The sequence below is a fragment of the Candidatus Clostridium helianthi genome (assembly GCF_045310795.1).
GTDB lineage: Bacteria > Bacillota > Clostridia > Clostridiales > Clostridiaceae > Clostridium > Clostridium helianthi.
Genome location: NZ_JBJIAB010000042.1, coordinates 1 through 25,143, shown reverse-complemented (window position 1 = coordinate 25,143; position 25,143 = coordinate 1). Strand labels below are relative to the sequence as shown.

Annotated in this window: 24 protein-coding genes and 2 tRNA genes; 9 read left to right on the top strand and 17 right to left on the bottom strand. The window is 28.5% G+C overall.

The window, feature by feature from the left end:
• Window positions 1-18 precede the first annotated feature (18 nt).
• The 4 genes from ACJDTP_RS22895 to ACJDTP_RS22880 all read right to left on the bottom strand — a co-directional run bounded on the left by ACJDTP_RS22895 (window position 19) and on the right by ACJDTP_RS22880 (window position 3,246).
• The gene (locus ACJDTP_RS22895; RefSeq protein WP_406762559.1) at window positions 19-441 is read right to left on the bottom strand and encodes a hypothetical protein; all 423 of its coding nucleotides are present in this window, start codon (window positions 439-441) and stop codon (window positions 19-21) included.
• 49 nt (window positions 442-490) lie between these two features.
• A complete protein-coding gene (locus ACJDTP_RS22890) occupies window positions 491-2,263 on the bottom strand; it encodes a DUF927 domain-containing protein (protein WP_406762558.1) in 1,773 nt (590 codons plus the stop codon).
• A gap of 74 nt (window positions 2,264-2,337) precedes the next feature.
• Entirely contained in the window at window positions 2,338-2,694 is a 357-nt protein-coding gene (locus tag ACJDTP_RS22885; RefSeq protein ID WP_406762557.1) for a hypothetical protein, read from the bottom strand.
• Between the two features lie 84 nt (window positions 2,695-2,778).
• Window positions 2,779-3,246, bottom strand: a complete 468-nt coding sequence (locus tag ACJDTP_RS22880; RefSeq protein WP_406762556.1) for a hypothetical protein — start codon at window positions 3,244-3,246, stop codon at window positions 2,779-2,781.
• 592 nt (window positions 3,247-3,838) lie between these two features.
• On the opposite strand from ACJDTP_RS22880, the gene ACJDTP_RS22875 reads away from it, so the two are divergent.
• Window positions 3,839-4,306, top strand: coding sequence for a hypothetical protein (locus ACJDTP_RS22875; RefSeq protein ID WP_406762555.1), 468 nt, complete (start codon window positions 3,839-3,841; stop codon window positions 4,304-4,306).
• Window positions 4,290-4,820 carry a hypothetical protein gene (locus tag ACJDTP_RS22870; protein WP_406762554.1) on the top strand — a complete coding sequence of 177 codons (531 nt, stop codon included), beginning with the start codon at window positions 4,290-4,292 and terminating at the stop codon, window positions 4,818-4,820. The genes ACJDTP_RS22875 and ACJDTP_RS22870 overlap by 17 nt, the downstream gene beginning before the upstream one ends.
• A 324-nt stretch (window positions 4,821-5,144) precedes the next feature.
• Here ACJDTP_RS22870 and ACJDTP_RS22865 read toward each other — a convergent pair whose 3' ends face one another.
• The 11 genes from ACJDTP_RS22865 to ACJDTP_RS22815 form a co-directional block, all read right to left on the bottom strand.
• Window positions 5,145-5,849, bottom strand: a complete 705-nt coding sequence (locus ACJDTP_RS22865) for a lecithin retinol acyltransferase family protein (protein ID WP_406762553.1) — start codon at window positions 5,847-5,849, stop codon at window positions 5,145-5,147.
• 415 nt (window positions 5,850-6,264) lie between these two features.
• Entirely contained in the window at window positions 6,265-6,582 is a 318-nt protein-coding gene (locus ACJDTP_RS22860; RefSeq protein WP_406762552.1) for a hypothetical protein, read from the bottom strand.
• A 5-nt stretch (window positions 6,583-6,587) separates the two neighbouring features.
• Window positions 6,588-6,938 carry a hypothetical protein gene (locus tag ACJDTP_RS22855; protein WP_406762551.1) on the bottom strand — a complete coding sequence of 117 codons (351 nt, stop codon included), beginning with the start codon at window positions 6,936-6,938 and terminating at the stop codon, window positions 6,588-6,590.
• A gap of 139 nt (window positions 6,939-7,077) precedes the next feature.
• Window positions 7,078-8,286: a DNA-methyltransferase gene (locus ACJDTP_RS22850; RefSeq protein ID WP_406762550.1), complete on the bottom strand. Its 1,209-nt coding sequence runs from the start codon at window positions 8,284-8,286 to the stop codon at window positions 7,078-7,080.
• 167 nt (window positions 8,287-8,453) lie between these two features.
• On the bottom strand, window positions 8,454-10,178 hold the full coding sequence (locus ACJDTP_RS22845; RefSeq protein WP_406762549.1) for an AIPR family protein: 1,725 nt from the start codon (window positions 10,176-10,178) through the stop codon (window positions 8,454-8,456).
• 143 nt (window positions 10,179-10,321) lie between these two features.
• Window positions 10,322-10,801 (bottom strand): 23S rRNA (pseudouridine(1915)-N(3))-methyltransferase RlmH, encoded by a 480-nt coding sequence (rlmH, locus tag ACJDTP_RS22840; protein ID WP_077839325.1) that lies wholly within the window; start codon window positions 10,799-10,801, stop codon window positions 10,322-10,324.
• Window positions 10,802-10,960: 159 nt separating this feature from the next.
• Window positions 10,961-12,388, bottom strand: coding sequence for an MFS transporter (locus ACJDTP_RS22835; RefSeq protein ID WP_077841268.1), 1,428 nt, complete (start codon window positions 12,386-12,388; stop codon window positions 10,961-10,963).
• A gap of 555 nt (window positions 12,389-12,943) precedes the next feature.
• The gene (locus tag ACJDTP_RS22830; protein ID WP_406762548.1) at window positions 12,944-15,118 is read right to left on the bottom strand and encodes a methyl-accepting chemotaxis protein; all 2,175 of its coding nucleotides are present in this window, start codon (window positions 15,116-15,118) and stop codon (window positions 12,944-12,946) included.
• A gap of 277 nt (window positions 15,119-15,395) precedes the next feature.
• A complete protein-coding gene (locus tag ACJDTP_RS22825; protein WP_077841270.1) occupies window positions 15,396-15,899 on the bottom strand; it encodes an SEC-C metal-binding domain-containing protein in 504 nt (167 codons plus the stop codon).
• Window positions 15,900-15,969: 70 nt separating this feature from the next.
• Window positions 15,970-16,761 carry an MBL fold metallo-hydrolase gene (locus ACJDTP_RS22820; RefSeq protein ID WP_017209944.1) on the bottom strand — a complete coding sequence of 264 codons (792 nt, stop codon included), beginning with the start codon at window positions 16,759-16,761 and terminating at the stop codon, window positions 15,970-15,972.
• A 26-nt stretch (window positions 16,762-16,787) separates the two neighbouring features.
• Window positions 16,788-18,053 (bottom strand): UDP-N-acetylglucosamine 1-carboxyvinyltransferase, encoded by a 1,266-nt coding sequence (locus ACJDTP_RS22815; protein ID WP_077839320.1) that lies wholly within the window; start codon window positions 18,051-18,053, stop codon window positions 16,788-16,790.
• A gap of 375 nt (window positions 18,054-18,428) precedes the next feature.
• Here ACJDTP_RS22815 and ACJDTP_RS22810 point away from each other — a divergent pair, with 375 nt between their 5' ends.
• The 7 genes from ACJDTP_RS22810 (at window position 18,429) to ACJDTP_RS22780 (ending at window position 24,767) form a co-directional block, all read left to right on the top strand.
• The gene (locus ACJDTP_RS22810) at window positions 18,429-18,968 is read left to right on the top strand and encodes a hypothetical protein (protein ID WP_017209946.1); all 540 of its coding nucleotides are present in this window, start codon (window positions 18,429-18,431) and stop codon (window positions 18,966-18,968) included.
• Window positions 18,969-19,253: 285 nt separating this feature from the next.
• Window positions 19,254-19,730 (top strand): dUTP diphosphatase, encoded by a 477-nt coding sequence (locus ACJDTP_RS22805; protein ID WP_077841272.1) that lies wholly within the window; start codon window positions 19,254-19,256, stop codon window positions 19,728-19,730.
• An 89-nt stretch (window positions 19,731-19,819) separates the two neighbouring features.
• On the top strand, window positions 19,820-20,251 hold the full coding sequence (locus tag ACJDTP_RS22800) for a DMT family transporter (protein ID WP_078117634.1): 432 nt from the start codon (window positions 19,820-19,822) through the stop codon (window positions 20,249-20,251).
• A 17-nt stretch (window positions 20,252-20,268) separates the two neighbouring features.
• Complete coding sequence (locus tag ACJDTP_RS22795) at window positions 20,269-21,084, top strand: MBL fold metallo-hydrolase (protein WP_077841273.1); 816 nt, start codon at window positions 20,269-20,271, stop codon at window positions 21,082-21,084.
• A gap of 204 nt (window positions 21,085-21,288) precedes the next feature.
• Window positions 21,289-22,488 (top strand): S8 family serine peptidase, encoded by a 1,200-nt coding sequence (locus ACJDTP_RS22790; protein ID WP_078117633.1) that lies wholly within the window; start codon window positions 21,289-21,291, stop codon window positions 22,486-22,488.
• Window positions 22,489-22,795: 307 nt separating this feature from the next.
• Window positions 22,796-23,794: a DnaD domain protein gene (locus tag ACJDTP_RS22785; RefSeq protein WP_241395755.1), complete on the top strand. Its 999-nt coding sequence runs from the start codon at window positions 22,796-22,798 to the stop codon at window positions 23,792-23,794.
• Window positions 23,787-24,767, top strand: a complete 981-nt coding sequence (locus ACJDTP_RS22780; RefSeq protein WP_077839315.1) for an ATP-binding protein — start codon at window positions 23,787-23,789, stop codon at window positions 24,765-24,767. The genes ACJDTP_RS22785 and ACJDTP_RS22780 overlap by 8 nt, the downstream gene beginning before the upstream one ends.
• Window positions 24,768-24,984: 217 nt before the next feature.
• On the opposite strand, the gene ACJDTP_RS22775 is transcribed toward ACJDTP_RS22780, so the two are convergent.
• Window positions 24,985-25,061 (bottom strand) — tRNA-Asp (locus ACJDTP_RS22775).
• A gap of 6 nt (window positions 25,062-25,067) precedes the next feature.
• A tRNA-Val gene (locus ACJDTP_RS22770) sits at window positions 25,068-25,143 on the bottom strand.

Here is a 25,143-nt window from a genome sequence, read left to right as displayed (position 1 = left end):
GCTTCTAAACTCTCTTATTTATATTCTTAGTTCTTCAATTTCCAGAGATGTATTACCTGTATAAAATATACTAATTACTTCGTACTCATATATTTGAAATACATTTAATACTTTTCCTGCTAATTTTATATTGTCTTCAACACGTGAATTTAACTCTGATATTGTATTTACGTGCATATGATTTATATATGCTCCATTAATCTCTACATCTGTTTGATTTAGATTTACTGAAATATTTACTTTTTCATTTATCATCAAGTTATTAATATATCTTAGTATTTTTATATCTTTAAGAACTTTTTTTGAAATTTTTATTATAAATCCAAAGCACATAGCTCCATTTTGAGTGTCAGACTTATCTTTTCCTTTTAATAAATTAATGCTGGATTTTACCTTATCACCTTCAAAATTATTATTTATATTTATACTTAAATTACACATTTAATCGAACTCCTTTAGTTTAAATTCATTTCCAAAATTTTTCTTAATATTATAATTCCTTATTAGAACTATTGAATTCCCGTTTCATTCTATCTTTTTCTTTTTTTAGCAATTTTATTTTTCTGGCATCTGTTAATGTATCTAACAATTTATTAATGCTATCAAACCTCTCATCTTCATCATCATTTTTTATTATTAGAACATAAACTTTAGATATTTTGCCTAAATTATTCTTTCTTTTTCTATATAATTTCTCTTTTTCATGGTCTAAATAGCCGCTATTCCTTAATTCCCTTAGTACTACTCTTGGACTTTTAAATCCACCCTTTTGGAGTGTTTCCTCAAGTATTAGTGGATTTATTTCAATTTCTGTTTTGCTTTCAGAAATTGTTATATTTCCCCACGATTCACTTTTGGCAAACCTTGGTTCCATTGACTTAGCAGGTTTGTTAAAAACATTAAATTTATCAATATTAATGGATACGAAATTGCATATATAATCTATGGAAGTCTTATCAAAATTTCTATTTTCTATAGAAGATTTCTCCACCTCCATCAACAATCTCATAATCTCATAATTACTTAAAGTTATTTCAAAAGCTTCTTCAAATAAAGATACTGTAGTTAAAAATATTGCATGTCGTTTTATTCTTCTATCAGTGAAACCATCTTTTATTTTATTAAGACCAAATTCATTCTCTAACTTTTTTATATTTTTTTTATATAATTGAATTATTTGTTTTCTCCCTTGGTTAATAACATACTCAGCAAATTCTATACCTATATGCCCATAATTTTTTAAAATAATTCTTGTAATGTTTTCTGCATTTGTTGCATCTTTAGTCCATGCTACATTATCAAATTCAAATACCCTATTAAATAAACCCGTATTACTTGAGGATTGTATAATTGGCTCTTCTCCATTGGATAATATAGTTGTTAACCATGTCTCTTTGCTTCTTAACTCGGAGTTCTTATTTAGACGGTTTTTATCTACTCCGTTAGCTAATTTATATACAATATTAGAGAGTTCTTTCTTATTACTCATAGAAATCTCATCAAATGCTACTGGTACCCCCTTAATACCAGCTAATGATTTTATTAGAGCATTATTTGTACTATTATAACTAGTAAATAATCCATTCTTCTTTACATCTGGATATCCAAACATTGATATGGCTAACTTCATTGCTGTACTTTTACCTGTAGTTGAATTTCCAGTTAGATGGCATATGATATTATCTAACCCCATATCCTCACCTATGAAACCTAGAATTACTGATGATAAGCCTATGACACAGATTAATTCCAAGCTTGGATGCCCTATTACTTCTTTATTAAACATTTCCCACCATTTTTCTATACTGCCTTTAGGCTTAATGGAATAATTTCCATTATAAATTGATTTCAATCCTATGCACTCATAATGCTTATATACCATTTTTGACTTATAGGTATCAAATCCTAATTTTGAATGATGATATTTTTTATATGCTCTAGTTTCCTCGTTCCTCAGATGTGCCACAACATCTTTTACATTATTATTAATTACATCTAATCCATGTCTTTGATATTTAACTATATTTTGTACATTGAGATAATCTTCCCTTCCTATTATTAAATTTTTTTCTTCACCTAAATAGTCAAATACTATTTTTGCAGAAATGCCATTTTCATCAATATCTTCATTAATTTCCTCTATCCTAATAAGATCACAAACTCTCACTTCAAAAGTTCCATCTTGATTTTTAATTCTTTTAACTACAATTCCCTTCTCCTCTAATGGATATATATGAGGATATGGGACGCTGTCTAAATCCATAAGCATACTCCCAACCTTTTTAAATTTTAATATTAGGATTAGGCTATTAAAGTTAACTTAATCCATTACACTTTTTAAAATGCCGCTACTATAAAGGCTTTATCCCAAGTTGATTTTGTTGCTATAATTGCATTGCATTTTTTACCTATAAATGATTCAGGATAACTGTAATCAAATGTTCTATCTACGCTAATGGCTTCGCGGATTTCATCAAATACTGAGTTTACACCAAACTCTACCTTTATAGTTTGTGTAAAAATATCTCCACTTTCAGTTTGAAAACTTACTTTAATCTTATCTACACAAAATTCATCTATGAATAACTCATCCATATCAGATTCCTCATCACATGCTTTTGCACTGATAATCGTTAACTTAGTTGTATATGTCTTATAATCCTCATTACTTTTTATTTTCTTTTTTAATTTCATCTTTACCCACCCTTTTCTATATTGAATTATTAAAATCCCTTTTTCCCTGTAATTTTGAAATTATGTGTTTCTCAATTTTTTAATTTATTGTATGCTAATTATTGCTAGCTTTGATTCCTGTATCTGCTTGTATTCTACTTTTTGAAAAGTTATTGAAACCCTCTCTGAAAAATCTAATCCAAATTTCTCTGAAATCTCCGTAACTAACCCCGCTGAATAAATGATCCACTTAGCTCCACTCTTTTTTAATGGAAAATGTTGTCCAACATTTGGAATGTTCTCCCCTATGACTATCCCCTGTTTACTAAAAGCTATCTGCAATTGATTAAAGTCCCCTAATTTTTCTATCACATCATTAGCAAAAGTAATCCTCTTACCATTTTTCTTCGAATTTATAATAGTCATTATTCCAGGATCACCTATTGCTCTGCTCACTACTCTTGTAGTAAACTGGCTTAATTCACTTAGATCAAAATCCTCCATTTCATTCTCCGCATCTAACATAACGTCTTCTTCTGTAATTCCTGCTTGTTCCTTCACAAATTCATCCATCGAATTGTCCTCCTTAATAAATTTATTACTTAAAGGTTTTTCTGCCTTCTGTATCGCCTATTCTATAGCAGTTAAATTTTATTGTCAGCTTTGATATTTTCTCATATTAGCTCAAATTTTCTATCTGAGAAGGAACTGCCTCAAAGCACTGGAAATTTTTCTATACATATTTTGAGGCAGATGAAAGCGGCTCATTTGCCTCATTGTTTTTTTCAATTTAAAGCTTTCCATGCACATTCAATCTCATTATCTCTAAATCTCTTATAATTACTCATTATATCTAGACTTTACTTAATTCACGTCTCAAGGCAATATCCCAATTATGTATTTTATTTACATTTATTTTTTCTCTCAATTCCATGTAACTATTGATATTAATAGGTTATTTGTATTTAGGTTATGATACGGACTGCCCTAAAACATGCTAAAGCATTTTTACTTCATTATTTAAAATTGGGATATAATATTTTTTAATCACCCAATAATTCGCCTACTTCTTACTTTTTTATGTACTTCATCAATTCTATTTTTTATTATTTTTAGGTCACCCAAAAATAACATTATATTAAATAATTTATAGGGAGATATAAAAATGATAAACACTACAAATCAAATATCTAAAGTTAAAAGGAATTTTATAAAGAATCTTCAAACATTAAACGAAAAAAAAATTAACGGACTTTTATTAGAGCTTTATCATTGTAAAAATTCAATCAAAGAGCTAAGAAAAAAAGATGTCTCTTTCATGACTAGGTCAGATCTTCACCATTATCAGAGAAAACTAGATTTACAAGTAAAGAAAAGAAAAATACTACTCCAAACACTTTCAAGCCTTGGTTATAACGCAGATAAAAGAGGTCGACCTAAGAAGAATGATACTGATAAATACAAGAATACACATACTAGAATTACTTGCTATTTTACAAAAGATAATAGTAAGATTCTAAAGGATTTAAAGGAACAAGGTAGTATTGAAAATATCTCTTCTTTCCTTAATGAACTTCTCCGATCTTATTTTGCTTTATCTAAGGATGATTTTGATTATGAAAAAGAAAACTAATGCTGAAATAGGTATGGAAAGAGAAAGAAACGCCATTGCTATTCATAGAAGAATTGCTAATGTTCTTTCAGAAGAGAAAAAAAGAATGGAAAGCGAAGGAATAGAAGTTCCCCCTATTAATGTTTATGTTAAAGGGGATGGTAGAATTCCATGGAAGCCTGAAAAATACTTTAATAAGCACTTCAAATCTTATTTACAACAAATAAAAAAAGTACACGGTCTTTCTATTACTGAAATAGGGATTATTACTGTTCTATCTTATTATATAACTTATGAGAACAATCTTATTACAAAGGAAGATGGTGCTCCTATGATAAAGAAAGATTTAGAAGAAGTTCTTGGAATTAGGCAAAATGCAGTAGACAAATACATGGCTTCCTTAGTAAAAAAGGGAGTCTTTGCTTCCGTTAAAGTTAAAAGAAATGTGAATTATTACCTAGATCCAAGAATTGCGTACCAAGGTAATAGAATTGATTCAACTCTTCTTTCCATGTTCCACATCAAAACCAGTTAGCTACAATGGTTTAATTCTAAATATACCCCAAAAATTGGGGTGTATTTATATGAAATGTATCCCAGTTTCTGGGGTATACTTTTTTCACATATTCATTGATTTTCAAGGAAAATCGGGATTTTGGCTATCCAATTCTTTTTATAAATATTAAGATATCAAATAATCTTTTAATACTAATTAAACTACATTAGTATTAATTTAAATTATTTTTTTCATACATTTACCATAATCCTTTATTACGTTTGATAAAAAAATAAGCAGCTATCATCATTTAACAGCCGCTATTTTAAATTCAGTATACTTAATAATTCTTAAGTACTACCATCAAATATAAATCTTTTTTGTGCCTCCCAATAATCCATTTACCTGATGTGATTCATGTATACCCGTTTTACACCAAATTGCAAAATGTTCGCAGTTGTTAAATAACAAATTATATCCTTTGCTTCCCATTTTGCTTCTTGCTCTTTCTACAGTTTCTTCAGGTCTGTATAATCTATATTTCATTTCTTTCATAATTTCAATATAGTTAGATGGCATATTCAAGAAAATTTCAGACCGTTCTATCTTTCGGGGTTTTCCATATACTTTGGGGAAATTTAGTACAAAATAATCTTCATCACCTCTAAGAAAACCTCTTAAATTAGTTTCATGAATTACTTGATTTCCAAAATCACTATTTCGAGACGCAAAATGTATTATACAATCATCATTAACATAAACCCCATAATGTTCATATCCAGTTCTACACACACCTATTATATCTCCATATTCAGCTTCAGTTTTATATTTATTATCATATTCATAATTTTCTTTACTATATACCATAGGAATTTCTGATTGAAGTACTCTTTCCATTCTTTCTTCACTACTTTTATCGTTATAATCTCCAGTTCCAAACGCAGCATCTATTCTTTCACCAAAATCTACAAATTTATCTAGTCCCTCATTAATCTTTCTATCTGTCTTTTGAACCTTCCTATCCAAAGCATCAATTACAACTGAAATGATATCCGCAAATGTACCCAACTCTATCGTCTCCCATATACTTATAATTACAACTAATTGTTTTACTCATTTTTATTAAATTCCAATATCTATTATTTTCTTATGTTCCTTTTTCTATTTTCCTAATGAAATAACAATCATGTATCGTTTTCCTATTAATATAATATATATTTTAAAAACAGTTATTTCCTTATTCTACAGCATTAAACTATTATCCTTTCTATTTAATTAATTACTATATTTCTGTTCCTAAAAAATACCTACTGTGTTTTGACTCATCGGTTATTATAATTTTTTATCTTAGTGAACTTTTAAAAAATATTATTTATTATTAACCTTGCTATTACATCTGAATAGTTTTTTATAGTAAAATAAACTATGTAGAATTTACCCTATCAATAAATCTCTACATAAGAAAATCCTAATAACTATTTATTTAGAAATTAGGATTTTTATTATTTAGCTCTTGTTTTAGCATATCAATAAATGCGTCTGAAAATACTTTATTTTTAATAGCCTTTTTTATTAGATCTATCAATTGCATTTCAGTTACATCAAGGCTTCTCGGAATGTATCTGTTATCTCCTCTCATAGTGTCTTTGTACAATGCAAACCTTATTTCCTCTCTTTGCTTTTCCTTTACCTCAATTCTCTCTATGCAACTATAGTAATCACCATCTTCTATGCTTACTTTATTATATATTTTGCAATAGCTCGTTTCTTTTATTATTTTAGTTTCAGTTTGCTTTGCCATTTCAATTACAACTCCTTTTCTATTAAAATTTCATGAAGCTCCTTAGTTGAAAACACTACAATGGAATAGTCATCGGATAATAGAAAAAGTGATGAATAGTAATCAATACCATCATCACTCTTTATAATATCTGTATACTCTGGAAGTAGTCCTTTTATTCTATTAACTTTTATTTCTGCAACATCTTCTTTTGATTCCAATATTGCTATATATCCTCCCATGTCTTTTTCTATGTCTCTATTAGCACCATAGTTATCATTTAGTAGTACCATTATTTCTTCTGCTTCTCTTAGCATCTTCCTTGAGTATTTTGTTTTTAGTTCTTCTAACTGTTCAAGTTTGAGCATTTTTTTCATATTTAATTCCTCCTCAGAATAGAAAAGGAATACTTAAAGCCTTCATTGCTCCAAGTATCCTTCTTTTATATTATTACTTTTATAATATATATTTATTTTGACACTTATTACTCTCACAAATAATCATTTTAGTAAGTTCCTAATTTTCTTTACAAACTTCCCTTTTGTATTTTGTTAACTTTTCATACCCCCAAAATCCATTTTTTTTTCTTATCTTAATCTGTTTTTCAGTAAATAAAACATTACTATCTTTTTCTATAATTTTTAATAGTTCCTCATCTGATTTATTATTAAATCTAGTAATAATATCATCAACACTACCAATCTCCGATCCAATCCACATTCTATTCAAATATTCTGCCACTATATACGTAGTTCCACTTCCTCCAAATGGATCGAAAATTATATCACCTTCATTAGATGCCATGGATATTATCCTATATAATAACTTTACAGGTAGTTCATTTGCTTGTCTATTCTTATACTTTTCATGACGTACTGGATTAATATCCGTAAATATATCTGGAACACTTAGTCCAGTAGGATCTAAATCTTTTTTCTTCCCACCATAATCTCTAAGCTCTCCTCCGCAATGTCTGCATGTTGCCATTGGAATTCTTTGCTTGTTAAAAACTAATGGCTTATCACCTTTAATATAATATAATAATGAATAATGTTCTGGATGCAACTTATTTCTTACTGATATTAATCCTTTCATAGATATTGCTATCCAATGCCTAAAATTTAAATATTTATTTAATATTGATGATGTATATGTATTCCAATATGGTATATTATATACGAACATAGATCCACCTGGTGCCAGTATCCTAATACATTCTAGTATCCATTTTTCAGTCCAATTAATATATTCTTGTTCTGAAATATAATCATCTATTCCTGATTCGTACTTTTTATTTAAATTAAATGGTGGATCTGCAAAAATCATATTGACATGCCCATCTGGAATACACCTCATCACATCTAAACAATCACCCATATACAATCTTCCTTTTGAAGTCTCAAAAATAGGTTTTGTTAAATTTGAATTGATCTCTTTTCTCTCTTTGTAATTTTTCAAAATAAATTCTGGATTCTCAGCTATCCATTCTATTATTTTATTATCTATAATGCCTAATCTCACTTTTAATTCAAATTCAGTGTATCCTGTATATTTTAAAATACTATATAACACTTTTCCTGTTGGGAAAATCATTTTATCATTGTAATATTGTAACTCCTTATTACTTATTCTTAATTTTCTGGATACATATGTTAATTCATTTGTATCATGTATACCTAAAATTTTAAAAAGATTATTTATATGAAATACTTTCGCACTCGACAATTTAACCACCTCTTATTTACTAACGATATTTTAGCATACTTTATAAATTATTTATACGTTTAAGAATTTATATTTAACCTCTAAGATATAAACCTAACAATATTAAAGAATATGCCAAAAATAAAAATATGCTCTGACTTTAAAATCAAAGCATATTTTTCATTATATTATTTAGATATATCTTCTAATCTTACTTTTTTAATTAAACTGTTAAATATATCCTCACAATCCGTAAAATTCTTGAATATTGTAGGAATTCCCTTTCCAATCCTACTTACTTCTTCTTTTAACAGTTCAAATATTTTATAAACAAACTTATCCTGATCTATTTCTTCAAAAATATTCTGAATTCCAATATCACTTTTATTAATCTTATCTTTAATAAAATTGAAAACCACACTAGAAATAACATCATCTCCATTAGTTAAAATAGATCTCTCATCTCTTTTTTTAATCTTTCTTATTGCCTCTATAGATGCTTTTATTTTCCTTTGAATCAAAACACAATTCCATACGTAATACCCATTTACTGATGGATTAAATATTCTCTTATATCTAGAATGTCCTGTGTCACTCCAAATTAACCCGGGTTCTCTATGAGCAAGTGTAGAAGCATTAATATCACAACAATTAGATAAAGCTACCGTTGCCTCCTCTAAGTCAAAATTCTGATCATCAACTATATTTTCAAATGATCTTGCAATGTTGTATGTTATTCCTTTTGCTTTCAATTCCTGAGATATTCTTTTTTGTTCTACATCTAATGATATAAAATCTCTATTTTCTATTTTATTTTGTCTATTATTTGCTCTTGTTATTTCAGAAATAAGTTTAGCATCAACATCTCCCGCTTGTTCATCCTGATCTTTATTTGCACTAACGAGCTTAACTGGAATAAATACTCCTTCTAAACACTCGTCTGATCCCTTTTCTTTAAAATACTTTCCTATTGTTCCAACCGTTTGTGCTCCATTTACTATAGAAATGCCAAAGCATTCAAATAGTCCAAAACTTCTATCGCCACCATATTTTATACTCTTTTTAACTTTTTCACATACAATTGTTATACCATTATTATAATACCAGAAATTCTGTGGGTCAGATTCTAATGAATTTTTTATTTCAGTATTAATTTCTGTTTCTGATAATAACTTTCTTATATTTTTTGAAAATAATGCATTCCCATATTGTTCCCATAACTTTGCGAGTTGTAATGCAGACGCTTGTCCATAATATGCTCTTTTAGGATGTTCCTTTTTTCCCCATTCATAGAGTCCTATATCTGGTACATAAATACTTTCATTAGACTGTTTCACTATTTCACCATAGAATTTAGTTTGGTTAAATTTTTCAAATGACCATACATCTCCAGAATCATTTTGCTCCTTTATTAATTTATCAAACTCTTCTCTAGATATATCTGCAAAATTAACCGCTGTATAAGCTAAAATGACAACAACTTTAATATTCCTCTTTGTATCTAGTATTTCAGTTATTTCTTCTTCTCTATCTTGTATTTTTTTATTAAATTTATCAAATCTACAACTTATAAGATCTTTTATCCCATCAATGAACTTTTTAATATCTCCTAGTTCTGGTTCGCTATCACCTTTTTTGTTGAATTTTGATTGTGCTATATACAGCTTTCCTTCTTCTTGATCAAAATATATTGCATCTATCCCGTTGTCTTTAGAACCGTCAGTTATTGATTTACCAATTTCATCCCTATTGTTTCCTGACAGACTTTCTATAGCTAAACAACATAATGCTCTTGTTAAAAATAAATCCTCTTTTTGCTCTGGATTAGCGTTTACTGTATCGGAAATATCTATTTTACCATCATACCTTTTATGTAACTCATCTTTTATCTGATTTATTTGCAAAATACCCATTTAATCACCTCTAACATTATATATATAATATATACTATTATAATAATTTTTGTCAATTGAGGTTGATTTATACTATTTATTATTTTATTTTACTATAGATATTTATACGTCCACTAACTATACAGATTTAGTAAAGTTCGCATTTACTTATGATATGGTTCACCTTTAATTATTCTAAATCCTCTATAAATTTGCTCTAATAGCATTACTCTAAAAAGCTGATGTGGAAATGTCATCTTTGAAAAGCATAATTTATAATTAGCTCTTGCTAAAACACTTTTTGAGATTCCTAGGCTTCCTCCTATTATAAATGCTATATTAGGATTTCCTGTTACCCCCAAATTATCTATGTACCCTGCAAATTCTTCTGATGTTAGTTGCTTTCCACCTAGATCCATTGCTATAACAAACATATTGTCTTTAATTTTATTTAATATTCCTTGCCCCTCTTTCTCTTTAATTACCTCCTCTTCCTTTTCTGAAGCATTGTCTGGTGTTTTTTCGTCTCCCAATTCAACTATATCTAATTTGCAATACCTTCCTAATCTTTTTGAATATTCTTCTATAGCATCCCTTAAATATTTTTCCTTTATTTTACCAACTGTTATTATAGTTATATTCATTGTTATCTCCTTTAATATTTTATACATACTTATATTATAACTAAAAATAAAAACTGTAGCTAAATTCTTTTACTCAGCTACAGTTTTTATTCTTCAATACTATTTATATTTTATACTAAGTTTTAAACTAACAACAATTAGAAATATCATTATATTCCTTTATAGAGCTTCAACTTTAACTCTAGATTTCGTCTTATATAGTCTGTATGCTGTTAATACCGCTCCTAATGCACATATTATAGCTGCAGCAACATATACATATTGCATTCCGTATACAAAAATATCATCTCTTCCCTCTATATATCCTGTAACATGATATCCTATTTGACTACTCATCCTATTGTATAAAAGAGTTGTTGATAATGATATTCCAAAAACCATTCCTAAATTTCTAACTAACGCATTTATACTCCCAGCAATCCCTAAATTTTTTGTATCTACTGTAGACATAACTAATGAATTATTTGGTGATTGAAACATTCCATTTCCTAGTGTCATTATTGCTATAAATGCAATTAATGCACCTATGTGAGAATACTCATTTAAAGTTGATATTAAAAATAAACCTAAGCTAGTTCCAATAAGCCCTAAAAATGTTAAAACTTCAGATCCTATTCTATCTGATATATACCCACTCATTGGAGCAACAACTGATAAAATTATTGGTGATACCATCATTAATACACCAGTAACTGAAGGAGCTAGTTTCATAACATATTGTAGGTAAAATGGCAATATAATATTTGAACAACTTATTGCCACAAATGAAATGAATGCACAAAAAATACTGAGAGAAAATAATGAATTACTAAATATCTCTAGCTTCAATAATGGTTCATCAATTCTTTTTTCAACAATTATAAATGAAATAAATAATATAATAGAGACAACAAATGATATAATGATTCCTATATTGTCATATCCAATTTCCTTACCAAAAGTTAAAGCACTGAATAAAAGTACCATAGTTGACCCAAATAAAATTGCACCTTTTATATCTAATTTTTCATTTGAATTATTAGAACTTTTAGGAAGTGTCTTCATTGCCAAAGCCAATGCTAAAATTCCTATAGGCACATTTATTAAAAAAATATACTGCCAACTTAAAATCGATACAATTATTCCTCCCACTGGTGGACCTATCATTGAACCTAATGCTACAAAAGTTCCATTTAACCCTAATGCTCTTCCTCTTTCATTTCTTGGAAAAACCTGAGTTATAATTCCTTGACTTGTAGACATGGTTCCTGCAGCGCCAATTGCTTGCAATATTCTCGAGAAGACTAACATTACTAATGAATTAGATAATCCACATAAAAGTGAACCAATCGTGAAAATAATTATACCCAATTTAAAAACTGAAGTTTTACCCTTAATATCGGCTAATCTTCCAAATATAAGAATAGTTCCTACAATAACTATTAAATAACTCGTTACTACCCATTCTATAGATGCCATGCTTACTGCAAGCCTCTGCGACATTACAGGAAGTGCTACATTCACTATACTACTATCAAGTGTAGACATAAATGTCAGTAGTACAGTAGTAAATAATATTAACCATCTTTTTTTATCCGTACTTTCCATATGTTTTATCCTTTCTGTTTATACATGTTTTATCTAGCTGTAAAAATAGAGTTTATATACAATATCGAAACATTCATAAACCTAATCACACCTTATATGGTTGCAAATGCAACTATATGAAATTATAATATATTTTTATTATTTACACAAATGGTATGATAATTCTCTAAATATAAAAATATAATCCACATTTTAAAGTTCAAAAAAAAAATTATCCACATTTTATTCTAATTCTATGGATAAAGTTCTTTATATTATTTGTACAGTTTTAATATATATGTTCTAAAAAGTTTGCTTCATAAAAATTTATCTTAAAGAACTAACTAGTCCAAGTTAGATAATTTTATATCAAATTAATTAGATTAACTTGATACTTGTATAAATTAAATATCCTATAATTATTAGATCATGCTTTTACTAAACTGTTATAGGAAAAACTACGTGCAAATAATGTTTTCAAATGATAGATTAAAAATTCATTAATAATGAAAACTTACTATTAGCTTCTTTTAACATTAACAAAAGCATGATATTAATTATATTTTATACTATTATTTACTTTAATTTAAATGATCCAACCATCTCGTTTAAATTATCTGACGAATATTCCAGTACATCAGTTGCTTGCTTTAGTTGCCTTATTTCTAATAATATTTTCTTAACCATAGACAATGATTCTTCACTCTTATTTGAACTATTTTCGGTAGATTGTTCTATTTTATCTGCCATAGTGCTTACATTATTCATAACATCTCCAACACTTTGGCTCTGGGTCGAAGTTATTTGTGATATTGACTGCATCGCATTAGCTATTATATTTACATCATCATTAATATGATCAAATGATTGAATAGATTCTTTTACACTCGCTGTAGATATATCTACCTTAGTATTTATCTCTTCTGCATATTCAAATGTTGCTTGTGTCTGTTTTTGGACTTGATTAATAACATTACTTATTGACTTGGTAGCACTTTCTGTTTCTAGTGCTAATTTAGATATTTCTTCCGCTACTACAGAAAATCCTTTTCCACTCTCTCCTGCTCTTGCAGCCTCAATTGATGCATTAAGAGCTAGAAGTTGTGTCTGCTTACTTATATTTCTTATGACATTAATTACTTCGCTTATCTCCTGTGAATATCCCTGTAGAGTGCTTACAGATTGTACTGTATTATCAATAGTCTTTTCTAAATCCTCCATATTACTCAATACTTCTTTTGATATGCTTTGCGCCGATGCTGCACTTTCATTAGTTCCTTCAACTATACCTGATACTTCTAATATAAGACTATCCATTTCTTGAATAGATGCTGTAATATCTGAAAATTTGTTTTTTGTATTTTGGAATACTAGATTTTGGTCTTTAGAATTTTCCAGTAAAGTTATCACTGTATTTTCAATGACTCCCATTCCATTTTTAACTTCGCTTGTTATATTAGAAACTATATTTACTGATTTTTTTGTAGTTTTAGCTGATCTTTTCACTCTATCTAACATGCTCATCTGATTATTTATGAATTTATTGAACCATCGTGACAGCTCTCCGATTTCATCTGATGACATTTTTTCAACTCTTTTTGTTAAATTTCCTTCACCTTCCGCAATATCTTGTAATATATTTATCGTTCTACTTAAAGGGGATGAAATCATTCTTTTAGATATTAATAACGAAAATAATGATAATATAATCCACATTGCTATAGATGTGAATATACTATTATTCGGTGATAATTTAATTGCTATAAAATTTACTGCAATTAAAATTGCTGATATTATTGATATAGATATTGGCATCTTTAAATTAATACTTTGAAAATTATATATCTCAGCTATATCACCTTCACACATCATTCCCCATACCTCATCACAATTCGGGGGTTTTATTAATGTTCCCTTACCTCCAACCATTATATGTCTGTAATCTGGATATCCAGGCCAACAATCTAGGTTTTCACCTTTTCGAATTGTATTTTCAACTCCTCGATGTAATTTACTTGTAGCTGGATCATTAAAAATTATTTCAAATTCGGTATGCTCTTTAATTCTAACTGTACCCCAACTCTTTGTTTTAACTCCATCTTTAAGATTCTCACCTAAAGTAAATGTATTATCCTCAAATCTGCTTCTAGATATTGCTGTTCCGGGCTTAATATCTCTGCTAGTCTTCACCATAAATAAGTAATTATCTCCAGAATCCTTATATATATGAGTATCCTCATCTTGAATTACGTTGCTCATATCATCATTTAGTGTTCTGCAGCATAATATTCTAATTTGATTACTGTGATTTTTGCATGTACTGGAAAACATTAATGTAACATCATCAGCAAATTTCTTATTACTTATATCAGTATGTAGGGTTCTTTTATCAATATATGGTCCATACATTAAAGGCCTACCTTCTAATCCTGCTTTTAGATTAGGTAAATCACTCATATCTAATCCAATATGCTCTTTGCACGAAGAAACTGATACTATTCCTTTCTCATCTAAAACAAATATTTCACAAAAGTCCTCATGCTTTTTTACGGTTTCAATTAAATAATTACATACTATATTATCATTGTCTTCTAATGCCACAAGTGAATTCTTAATATTTTCTAATTGTGCCCACTTGTCATTAAACCAGTTATCTAATGCCTTTTTTCTTCCATTTGATATTCCTTCAAATACTTTTTCTGAATGTTCCTTTAGATTTCTATTAAACAGATATTTAAGCTTTAAACTCATAGCAGTCCCCCCATATATTATTCTTATATTTACTTTTAATAAAAAAATAAAGCACTAAATACAGACTTTTTAAATCTATACTTGTGCTTTCATAGCATTACTATTTATTTACTACAATTCCTTGTATAACATAATTATACCAACTATATTGCTTTTTGTGAATTGTTATTTTTCACGAAACCATTAATAAAGAAAAAAACCCTATCTAAACTAGGGTTTTTTACTACATTGAATAGTAAACTCCTCTAAACATAGAGTTTACTTATATGTAATTATATTATTTATCTTTTCCACAACATTTCTTATATTTCTTCCCACTTCCACATGGGCACATATCATTTCTTCCAACCTTATCTAGATTTCTTACTATCTTAGATTCCTTGTATTGTTTTTGTATTTCATTTCTTTTTTCCACTGAGAATATTCCATCCCATTGTGGTAATGTGTATAAATATTCTGCTTTTGCATCTAGCATATTCAAATATAAAGTTTCTAGATTTATATCAAGTACTATTTCTGTATCAGCATCTATAGCCTCAAGATCATATTGAGTTTTTAAACTATCATTAATACCATCCATAAATCCCATAGCAAATTCTACTGTGGAATCATAATCTTTAGCTAATTCATTTATTGTAGTCTTTTTAACACTTTTATGATTAGCTAATAAATCTTTATATATTGATTTTTCTAATTTACTATATTCTTCCCAGAAAGCATTTTCTCCCTTAGTTTTTACATAGTCAACAACCATGTCAGTCCAATTTGTATATAAACTCATTTTTAAGTCCTCCCTTAAATCTTCATTGATTATATATAATATATTTCTATAAATTATAAGCTCAAATAAACTATATCTCTATATAACTGCTAGGATTATGTCTGTTTGCCATAGTTAATATTATGTCCTCTTTTAGCTTAATTCCATTTTCATTTAGCACGTTTAAAACAGTTTGATATGCTAAATCTGGTTGATTATTAGTATTACTCAAATGCCCTAAAATAATCTTTTTCTTAGTTGAACATTTATATAGTTCAACTATGGCACTCCCACAATCATCATTAGATAAATGTCCTATTTCGCTCAATATCCTACGTTTCAAAGGATATGGATATGGTCCAAACTTAAGCATATTTACATCGTGGTTACTTTCAAGAAGAATAACTTCTGAATCTTTTATATTATCATAAATTTCTCTTGTAAAAGTTCCAAAATCAGTTGCTACACTTATGCTTTTTTCTCCTGAGCTAACTGTATATCCCATTGGCGCGGCTGCATCATGCGGAATATTAAATGCTTTAATGCTCATATCTTCTATTTCAGTAAATGATCTTTTATCAATTACTTTTATGTTATGCTCTTTTATATTTCCAATTAAGCTTTCCATAGCAGACCAAGTATCAGCATTTGCATATATAGGAATGTCATACTTTCTAGACAGTACTCCAACCCCTTTGATATGATCACTATGCTCATGAGTTATAAAAATTCCGTTCAAGTCTTTTGGATTTTCATTAATTTCTTGCAACGCTAAATCAATTTTTTTACCTGGGAGTCCTGCATCAATTAATATCTTAGCTTTATTTGAAGCAATAAACATACTATTACCGCTACTGCCACTATATAAAGAACAAAATATCATTCCAATCTCCTCCCCTTTAATTTATACTATTCATCAACTTCTATTCTCTTAATATCTGCCCCTAAAGCTCTAAACTTATTTTCTATATGAGGATATCCTCTATCAATATGCTCTATACTAGTTATTTCAGTTGTTCCCTCTGCAACTAATCCCGCAATAACCATGGCAGCACCTGCTCTTAAATCTGTTGCCTTTACCACTGCACCTGTCAATTTTTGCGCTCCATCTATAATCGCAACTCTGCCTTCAACTTTAATATTGGCTCCCATCTTTTTCAATTCATCTATGTGTTTATGCCTATTCTCCCAAATAGATTCAGTAATTAAGCTTCTTCCCGGTACAATACTTAGCAATGTTGACATTGGTTGCTGAATATCCGTTGGAAATCCTGGATATGGTGTGGTTTTTATATTCACACCCTTAAGTGGTGAATTCACGGTAACTCTAATACAATCATCACCTTCTTCAATCACTGCCCCCATCTCTGTAAGCTTAGCTGTAATTGATTCTAAATGCTTTGGTATAACATTTCTTATATAAACATCTCCACCTGTAGCAACAGCTGCTATCATGAATGTACCAGCTTCAATTTGATCTGGTATTACGCTATAAGAGCAGCCTTTTAGGCTTTCTACTCCTTTAATTCTTATTACATCTGTTCCTGCACCTCTTATGTCAGCTCCCATTGAATTTAAGAAATTCGCAACATCAACAACATGAGGTTCCTTTGCTACATTCTCTAGCACTGTTACCCCCTCTGCTAATGTTGCCGCAATCATAACATTTATTGTTGCTCCTACTGAAACTACATCAAAAAATATATTAGCGCCTACTAGCTTATCAGCTTTAACATTAACTGCTCCGTGCTCTATAAACACATCAGCTCCTAAAGCTTCAAATCCCTTTATATGTTGGTCAATTGGTCTTACCCCTATTGAACATCCTCCTGGAAGAACTACTCTTGCTTTCTTAAATCGTGCTAATAAAGCTCCAATAAAATAATATGAAGCTCTCATTCTTCTAACATCATCCGTGCACGCATCAAAATTATTTACATTAGTGCTATCTATTTCTAAAGTATTGTTATCTATCTTAATAATATCGCAACCTAAGCTTCTAAGTATTCTTTCCAAGCAGTGTACATCTTCAATATCTGGTATGTTATCAATTATGCATTTTCCATCACTTGCCATTATAGCTGCTGGTAATATTGCTACTGCTGCATTCTTGGCCCCATTGATATCAACAGTACCTTCTAGCAAGTTTCCGCCGTTTATAACTAATCTCTCCATTGAATTCACCCTATCTATTAAAATCTATATTATCATATATATTATTTTACATTATTAACCTATTTTATAATTAAAATCTACTTTAATTATTATATCATAAACTAAATTTATTTAAATACATTTTTTCAGTCCATCAACACTTTTTTAACTATATATGTGTTACAACACAATTTTTCTTTTGGTTTTGTTGTAATTATATCCCTTAAAACATATATTACTGGAATAAATATTTCTTTTATTGAAAAAATATCCTTAAAAACCTAATTGTTCTTATCATTACTATTTAATTATTCTTCTATTCTTTTATTCTATTTATTGTGTTATAATTTACTAAGATTTTTATTAATACAATATATTGAGATTGTGAGGTTTATCATGAAGTACTATATAGTTGCATTATTTGATGAGGAAACCTATCAAGTAATATCACCAATACAAAGGAATATGTCAAAAAAATTCAGAGCAAATAGAAACTCACCTATGCCTTTTGTCTTATTAACATCTATTGAAAATCCAAATTTGGATAAATTATATCCAGTTGTTGATAAAATTATAGCACCTTATAAGAGTTTTAGAATTGATGCAAGTGATTTAGTCTATTTGTTTGAGCCTACCAAAAGTATAAATTTAAAAATAGACGATAAAGGTTATATAAGGAGACTTTCTCGTAGTCTTTTTGATATATTAGAACTTAACGGATTTACTGTTAAGTCTTTTGGAGATAGTTTTGTTTCACTTGCAAATTTAGGTTATCTTCCTAAGGACTATAAAAAGCAAGATGTAAAGCTAAATTTCCCTGAGATATATAATACTGATAACCTTGTTAAATTAAGAATTAAGAGTGTTGAAATATGGAAGCTTCCTACGGTAAAAAAGAATACTCCCTTAAAATCTTATATTTTGAAAGACTTTTAGTTTAAGCGTTCTTACTATCATAATAAATCGCCTGTTAAACAATCCAATTAGTTTATGTTTTTAAGACTGTATTGAATTTTTATATTTAGTACAGTCTTTTTTAATATTTTTTAAAATCACTCTAAATCTATAGTTATATTTTCCTTGAAAGTAAAATTAATTTAAAAATAATCTCTTAATTTCGAATTTTCTAAAAATATTTTTTTGTAGTCGTTTTCCGAACTTTCATTTATTTTAAAGATTTTGTAAAATAATATTATTATTAGAAATGTAGGAGGATTCACTATGAATATTCAGCCACTATTTAAAGTACAAAAAAAATACAATGATAGTTTATCTATAAATGAAGAGCTAGACTCCCACAAATTGCGAGTACGCAAAAACCTAGAATTTGAAATCTCTCTTGGTGCATTGGCTAGTGAAACTAATTGTTTTAGCTACTTACTAAAAAAATCTAGACCTGTTAACATCAGTGCTATATTCGATAAGTATATAACTTGTATTTCTCAAGTCTTAACACTGGGTATTGATCATAAATATACAGATTTAATTGCAGTATCTATGACGCCTAATGACTATTGTTTAAGTGATCAGTTTCTAAACCTATATATTGACATAAATGATTTAATTGCTTTCCCATCTATAGATCACTACTTAACTTTATTTGAAGACCTATTAAGTCTAGGATTGACATTAGGTTTTTCAGAATCTCAAATACAAAATCAATTTATTAAGGATTTAGACAACTTGGTTATACTTTAATTAATGTATTCATGCTAATTACATAACACCATTTTTATTTTTTATAATATTTAATATTCTTAGGGGAATAATAATTCTGAGGTGATGTTATGTTTGGAATAATATGTGCAATAATTTCTGGAATTGCTATGAGTATTCAAGGTGTATTTAATACCAGACTAGGTGAGAAAATAGGAGTATGGGAAACTACATTATTAGTTCAGATAATTGCCCTTATCTTAAGCCTTATCATTTTTTTATTTTTAGGTGATGGTAATTATTCTAATTTGAAGGATTCCAACAAGCTTTATTTATTAGGTGGCGCACTAGGGGTTGTTATAACCTTTACCGTAATAAAAAGTGTCAGCTCAATGGGACCTACTTTCGGTATTGGTATTATATTGATATCCCAATTACTTGCTGCCGCACTTATAGATGCCTTTGGGTTATTTGGCAGTGAACGGCTTAGATTTTCATTAAATCATTTTTTAGGTATTGCTATTATGATTGCTGGTATTGTAATATTTAAGTGGAATCATTAGGAGAGGACGGATAAGACTTGAATCTTTTTTCTAACATTAATTTTTTATTCCATTTAACAATTAACAATATAAAAGAATATGTAAAAAAAAGCGCTGAGATAAAATCTGATAAAATTATAGAAAATTCAATTAATTGGTTTGGTCATGCTACCACAATTATTAATCTATCAAATAAAATTATTATAACTGACCCTGTATTTTCCAATTCCTTAGGATATTTTAAGAGACTTGCAAAAAAACCAGTATACATAAATGATTTAAAAGTAGACTATATCCTACTATCTCATGGACATATGGATCATTTAAATTTTTCATCTCTAAAAAAATTAAATAAAGATGCTGTCTTTATTGTTCCAAAAGGATATACCCGTATTGCTAGACTGCTTGGTTTTAAAAATGTATTTTTATTACATCCTGGAGATGTATATGAAGATGACTTTATAAAAATTACTGCTTACGAAGCTAATCATGATGGGAGACGCTTCTATTTTGGACATGATGATGAAAGTATTTCATATTTAATTGAAAGAGAAAATAAAAGCGTGTTCTTCGCAGGAGATACAGCGCTCACTGATAATTTTAAGAATATATCCTGTGATGTTGCATTAATGCCTGTAGGGTGTTATAAACCTGATAGATTTTCGTATATGCATTGTACGCCAGAACAGAGTTATGAAATGTTTAAAATGATGTCTTGCCCTACAATGATACCAATTCATTATAAAACTTTTAAAATTTCATTAGAGAATTTTCAGGAAACTGAAGAATCATTATTAAATTTAAATGATAAAGCTATAAAAATTATAGACATAGGGGAGACCTACAGTTTTTAAATAGTAGATTGATTATTATTTTTATTCAAGTTTCATACTTGTATTTATTTTTAATAATCAATCTACTATTTAATTTTTTGTACAATTTCTTCATCTATTGAATCAATATTGTATAACAAAAATTTTTTTAATCCTTCATTTTTTATTAACAATAAAATTCTTTTTCATATAATATATTGAAGTAATAATATTTTGGAGAAATATATGTTTTCATCTAAAAGTAAGCTAGACCATAATCTAAAAGATTATATATCAAAAAATGCTTATAAAAGTTATAGAATACTTATACAATATAAAGACTTTCAATCCTCAATAGTAAAAAAAATTAGTTCATATAAAGGTACTGTACATCACATTATTGAATCCTCTAATATTATAAGTGCCGAACTAAATTCAAGAGGCATAGATAGAATTTCTGAATATCCTGAAATAAAAAAAATTTACTTGGATGAATACCTGTTTTTGTGCGGAATGAGCGTGACTACTGCAAATAAAATCCACTTTTCGGAAAAGTATAGTTTATCTGGTGCAGGAGTAGGAATAGGACTTGTAGATAGTGGAATATTTCCTCATCAAGACCTAACTTCCCCTAGCACTAAAATAGAGTTATTTGAAGATTTAATTAATAACTTTCGCTATCCTTATGATGATAATGGACACGGTACCTCCATGGCCGGAATTTTGTGTAGCAGTGGTATCTCATCAAATAATATGTATAAAGGAATTTGTAATAAAAGTAAGCTATTCTGTTACAAGGCATTTGATAAACTCGGTAAAGGATTTGCTTCGGATATATTATATTCTATAGAAAGTTTATCTAATATATCTAAAGAAAATAACATAAAGGTATTATGTTTGCCTTTTGAACTTTTAACCCATAATACATTCATTATCTCTTGCTTTGATCTGACATTTAAGTATGCTATATCGAAAGGATTAATTCCGATAGTTCCTAGCGGAAGTAACCTGAGTGAAAAAACTTCTATTATGGGAATTGCTACGCTCCCAAGCTGTATCACTATAGGTGGTCTAAATACAACTACCTCCATAATGAAGCCTTATACTTATTCTTCCGCAGGACCATATGGGAAATTATTAAAACCTGATTTATCTGCTGCATGCGTTAATATTATATCTTTGAATTCTGATAATAACTATATTTCAGAAAAAAACGGAATTAAGGTTTACCCAAATAAACTTGAAGTACCATATAAAACTTTTACAGGCTCATCTATTGCTACAGCCTATATTAGCGGATTATGTGCGTTATTATGTGAGAAAAATCCATCAATAACTTTCAAAGATATGATTTCCTTATTAAAGGTTGCATGTGATCCTATTGATGAGATATCCAATCAAATTCAAGGTGAAGGTATTGTAAATATAAATAAACTCATCATATGATTATTTATTTTAATGAATATTATCAATATTTAGAAGCATGCATTTGTTTTATTAAATTAGTTAATTTCTTATAAAGACAAATGCGTGCTCTTTATATTCTCTCAAATCTTATATAAAAGTAATTAATCCCAAGTATTAGTTGATTAATATTTCGCTTTATTAAGGCTATAATATGCTATAATTATTTACATACATTAGGTTATCATATAACTTACATTATAAACGATTATGTTAATCTAATATTATTAAATAAAGTTTTGTTTTTATAATATATATTAAAAACTCTGAAAGGTAGGTAGTAAACGGAATGAGCACATTTATGTTAAAGAATAGATCTCTAGGGTTCACTCCTGTTAACAATGTATTTATAGAAAAATACATGCCGCAGGCTAGAGGCGAATTTGTAAAAGTTTATTTATTGATGCTAAAGTATACTATTTCTGGTGAATTAGGCGTTAGCTCATCAATACTAGCTTCCTCGCTTAATTTGTTAGAATCAGACATTATGAATGCATTTAATTATTGGAATGATCAAGGAGTTATAAAGCTAACTCAGATAGATAAGATGGGCAACTTTAATGTAGAATTCATAGATTTAGTTGAAGAACCATCCAAACCTACTAAACAAGTTGACTTATTAGAAGCTTTGGATAGTACAAATACTAAAGATATGCTAAAGGATATTGAAACTCTTCTAGCTAGACCTCTATCTCCAAACGAAATGTCACTTTACTTAAATTGGCAAAAGGAATTCGGTTTTTCATCTGAATTAATTCTGATTTTAATGGAATACTGTATATCAAAGGGAAAAAGTGATTCTAGATATATAGAAAAAGTTGCTATAGCTTGGCATGATCAAAAAATAACCACTATTGAGCAAGCTCAAAACTTAATAAAAAAGGCAGAGGATAAGTGGATTAATATAAGAAAAATTCTTACTTATTTAGGTATAAATAATACGGACATAATGAAGCCTCAACAGGATTTAATAGAAAAATGGCTTCTTATTTATAAGTATTCAAATGAAATTATATTTAAAGCTTGTGATGTATGCTTTGAAAGATTGAATAGAGCAGATTTCAAGTATATCGACGGAATCTTAAGTAATTGGAATAAAAATAATATTAGAACTTTAGAAGATATAGCTCTTAAAGATAATAAAAATTCAAAAAATAATAAGTATCAAAAAACTTATAATACTAATAATAATGATAAATCATCTCTCAAATTTAATAACTTTGAGGCTCGAGAGTATGACTATGATTCATTAGAAAAAAAACTTTTAGGATGGGATAGCGATGATTAAAGGTTATCAAACAGAAATTTTAAAAATATATGATAAACTTAGAGAAGATGAAGCTAGAAATTTGAAGATTAGAAAAGAAGAAATATCAAAGAAATATCCTGAGATTATTGAATTGGATAATAAAATTCAACGATTATCTTTAAAAATGGCAGTATCAATTCTTAAATCTAAAGATAGTGAAAAGACAATAGATGATTATAAGGAGAATATAACAGATTTAAGAATAAAAAAATGCGAAATGTTAGTTGAAAGAGGTTATGACCCTGAATATTTGAATTTGCGATATCAATGCAATAAATGTAAAGATACAGGCTTTATAGGCAATATAAAATGTACTTGCTATAAACAAAAGCTTATTAAGTTATACTATAAAAACTCAGAATTAGAAAATACGACATCCTATAATAACTTTGATAATTTTGATTTAAATTTGTTTTCAAGTCATAAACTTGGAGATGAAAAATATTCTCCTAGAAAAAACATGGAGAATAATTTAGAATATATATTAAAAGACTATCTTCCTAGTTTTTCAGAAATATCAACAAACTTATTATTTTACGGAAATCCAGGTAGTGGTAAAACATATTTATCATATTGTATTGCTAAAGCCGTATTAGATATGGGATTCTTAGTAATTTATAAAACCTCTGATGAGTTAATTAAGAATTTAAGAGAAATAAGATTCAATAATGACTCAGGCTTAGAATCATTATTACTAGAATGCGACTTACTAATTGTAGATGATTTAGGCGCAGAACACCTTAATGAATTTTCAGTAACTGAATTATTTAATATAATTAACAAGCGAATTCTTACTAATAAGAAAATGCTTATCTCAACCAATTTAACTTTGCCAGGAATAACAAAGCAGTATAGTGAGAGAATCGCTTCTAGACTAATTGGAGAATTTAAACTCTGCAAATTTTATTCTGAAGATATAAGGATTAAGAAAAATTTAGAAAAAAATAGATAATTTTAATTTGATTCAAATAAACTAAACTCTAATATGATATTTATTCTCTTAATGACTATCATATTAGAGTTTTCATTTTTACTACAAATTAATATTATAAATTCGCCTTACTAACCTGTATTTATATGCTCTCAAAATTTATTCCCAGATCTGACTTGATTATAATTTTTAAAACAAAAAAAGAACAAGCTCTAGTTTATAAGAACTTGTTCTTTAATGGCGACTCAGAAGGGGCTCGAACCCTCGACCTCCGGCGTGACAGGCCGGCACTCTAACCAACTGAGCTACTGAGCCATCTTATGGTGGGCACAACAGGGCTCGAACCTGTGACCCCCTGCTTGTAAGGCAGGTGCTCTCCCAGCTGAGCTATGCGCCC

Coding starts and splice junctions, on each gene's coding strand:
- ACJDTP_RS22845 (WP_406762549.1), bottom strand. CDS start 10,178: ATGGGTATTTTGCAAATAAATCAGATAAAAGATGAGTTACATAAAAGG.
- ACJDTP_RS22810 (WP_017209946.1), top strand. CDS start 18,429: ATGAAGTACTATATAGTTGCATTATTTGATGAGGAAACCTATCAAGTA.
- ACJDTP_RS22890 (WP_406762558.1), bottom strand. CDS start 2,263: ATGGATTTAGACAGCGTCCCATATCCTCATATATATCCATTAGAGGAG.
- ACJDTP_RS22885 (WP_406762557.1), bottom strand. CDS start 2,694: ATGAAATTAAAAAAGAAAATAAAAAGTAATGAGGATTATAAGACATAT.
- ACJDTP_RS22825 (WP_077841270.1), bottom strand. CDS start 15,899: ATGAGTTTATATACAAATTGGACTGACATGGTTGTTGACTATGTAAAA.
- ACJDTP_RS22790 (WP_078117633.1), top strand. CDS start 21,289: ATGTTTTCATCTAAAAGTAAGCTAGACCATAATCTAAAAGATTATATA.
- ACJDTP_RS22815 (WP_077839320.1), bottom strand. CDS start 18,053: ATGGAGAGATTAGTTATAAACGGCGGAAACTTGCTAGAAGGTACTGTT.
- ACJDTP_RS22875 (WP_406762555.1), top strand. CDS start 3,839: ATGATAAACACTACAAATCAAATATCTAAAGTTAAAAGGAATTTTATA.
- ACJDTP_RS22835 (WP_077841268.1), bottom strand. CDS start 12,388: ATGGAAAGTACGGATAAAAAAAGATGGTTAATATTATTTACTACTGTA.
- rlmH (WP_077839325.1), bottom strand. CDS start 10,801: ATGAATATAACTATAATAACAGTTGGTAAAATAAAGGAAAAATATTTA.
- ACJDTP_RS22880 (WP_406762556.1), bottom strand. CDS start 3,246: ATGGATGAATTTGTGAAGGAACAAGCAGGAATTACAGAAGAAGACGTT.
- ACJDTP_RS22870 (WP_406762554.1), top strand. CDS start 4,290: ATGAAAAAGAAAACTAATGCTGAAATAGGTATGGAAAGAGAAAGAAAC.
- ACJDTP_RS22800 (WP_078117634.1), top strand. CDS start 19,820: ATGTTTGGAATAATATGTGCAATAATTTCTGGAATTGCTATGAGTATT.
- ACJDTP_RS22855 (WP_406762551.1), bottom strand. CDS start 6,938: ATGAAAAAAATGCTCAAACTTGAACAGTTAGAAGAACTAAAAACAAAA.
- ACJDTP_RS22895 (WP_406762559.1), bottom strand. CDS start 441: ATGTGTAATTTAAGTATAAATATAAATAATAATTTTGAAGGTGATAAG.
- ACJDTP_RS22780 (WP_077839315.1), top strand. CDS start 23,787: ATGATTAAAGGTTATCAAACAGAAATTTTAAAAATATATGATAAACTT.
- ACJDTP_RS22820 (WP_017209944.1), bottom strand. CDS start 16,761: ATGATATTTTGTTCTTTATATAGTGGCAGTAGCGGTAATAGTATGTTT.
- ACJDTP_RS22860 (WP_406762552.1), bottom strand. CDS start 6,582: ATGGCAAAGCAAACTGAAACTAAAATAATAAAAGAAACGAGCTATTGC.
- ACJDTP_RS22830 (WP_406762548.1), bottom strand. CDS start 15,118: ATGAGTTTAAAGCTTAAATATCTGTTTAATAGAAATCTAAAGGAACAT.
- ACJDTP_RS22805 (WP_077841272.1), top strand. CDS start 19,254: ATGAATATTCAGCCACTATTTAAAGTACAAAAAAAATACAATGATAGT.
- ACJDTP_RS22785 (WP_241395755.1), top strand. CDS start 22,796: ATGAGCACATTTATGTTAAAGAATAGATCTCTAGGGTTCACTCCTGTT.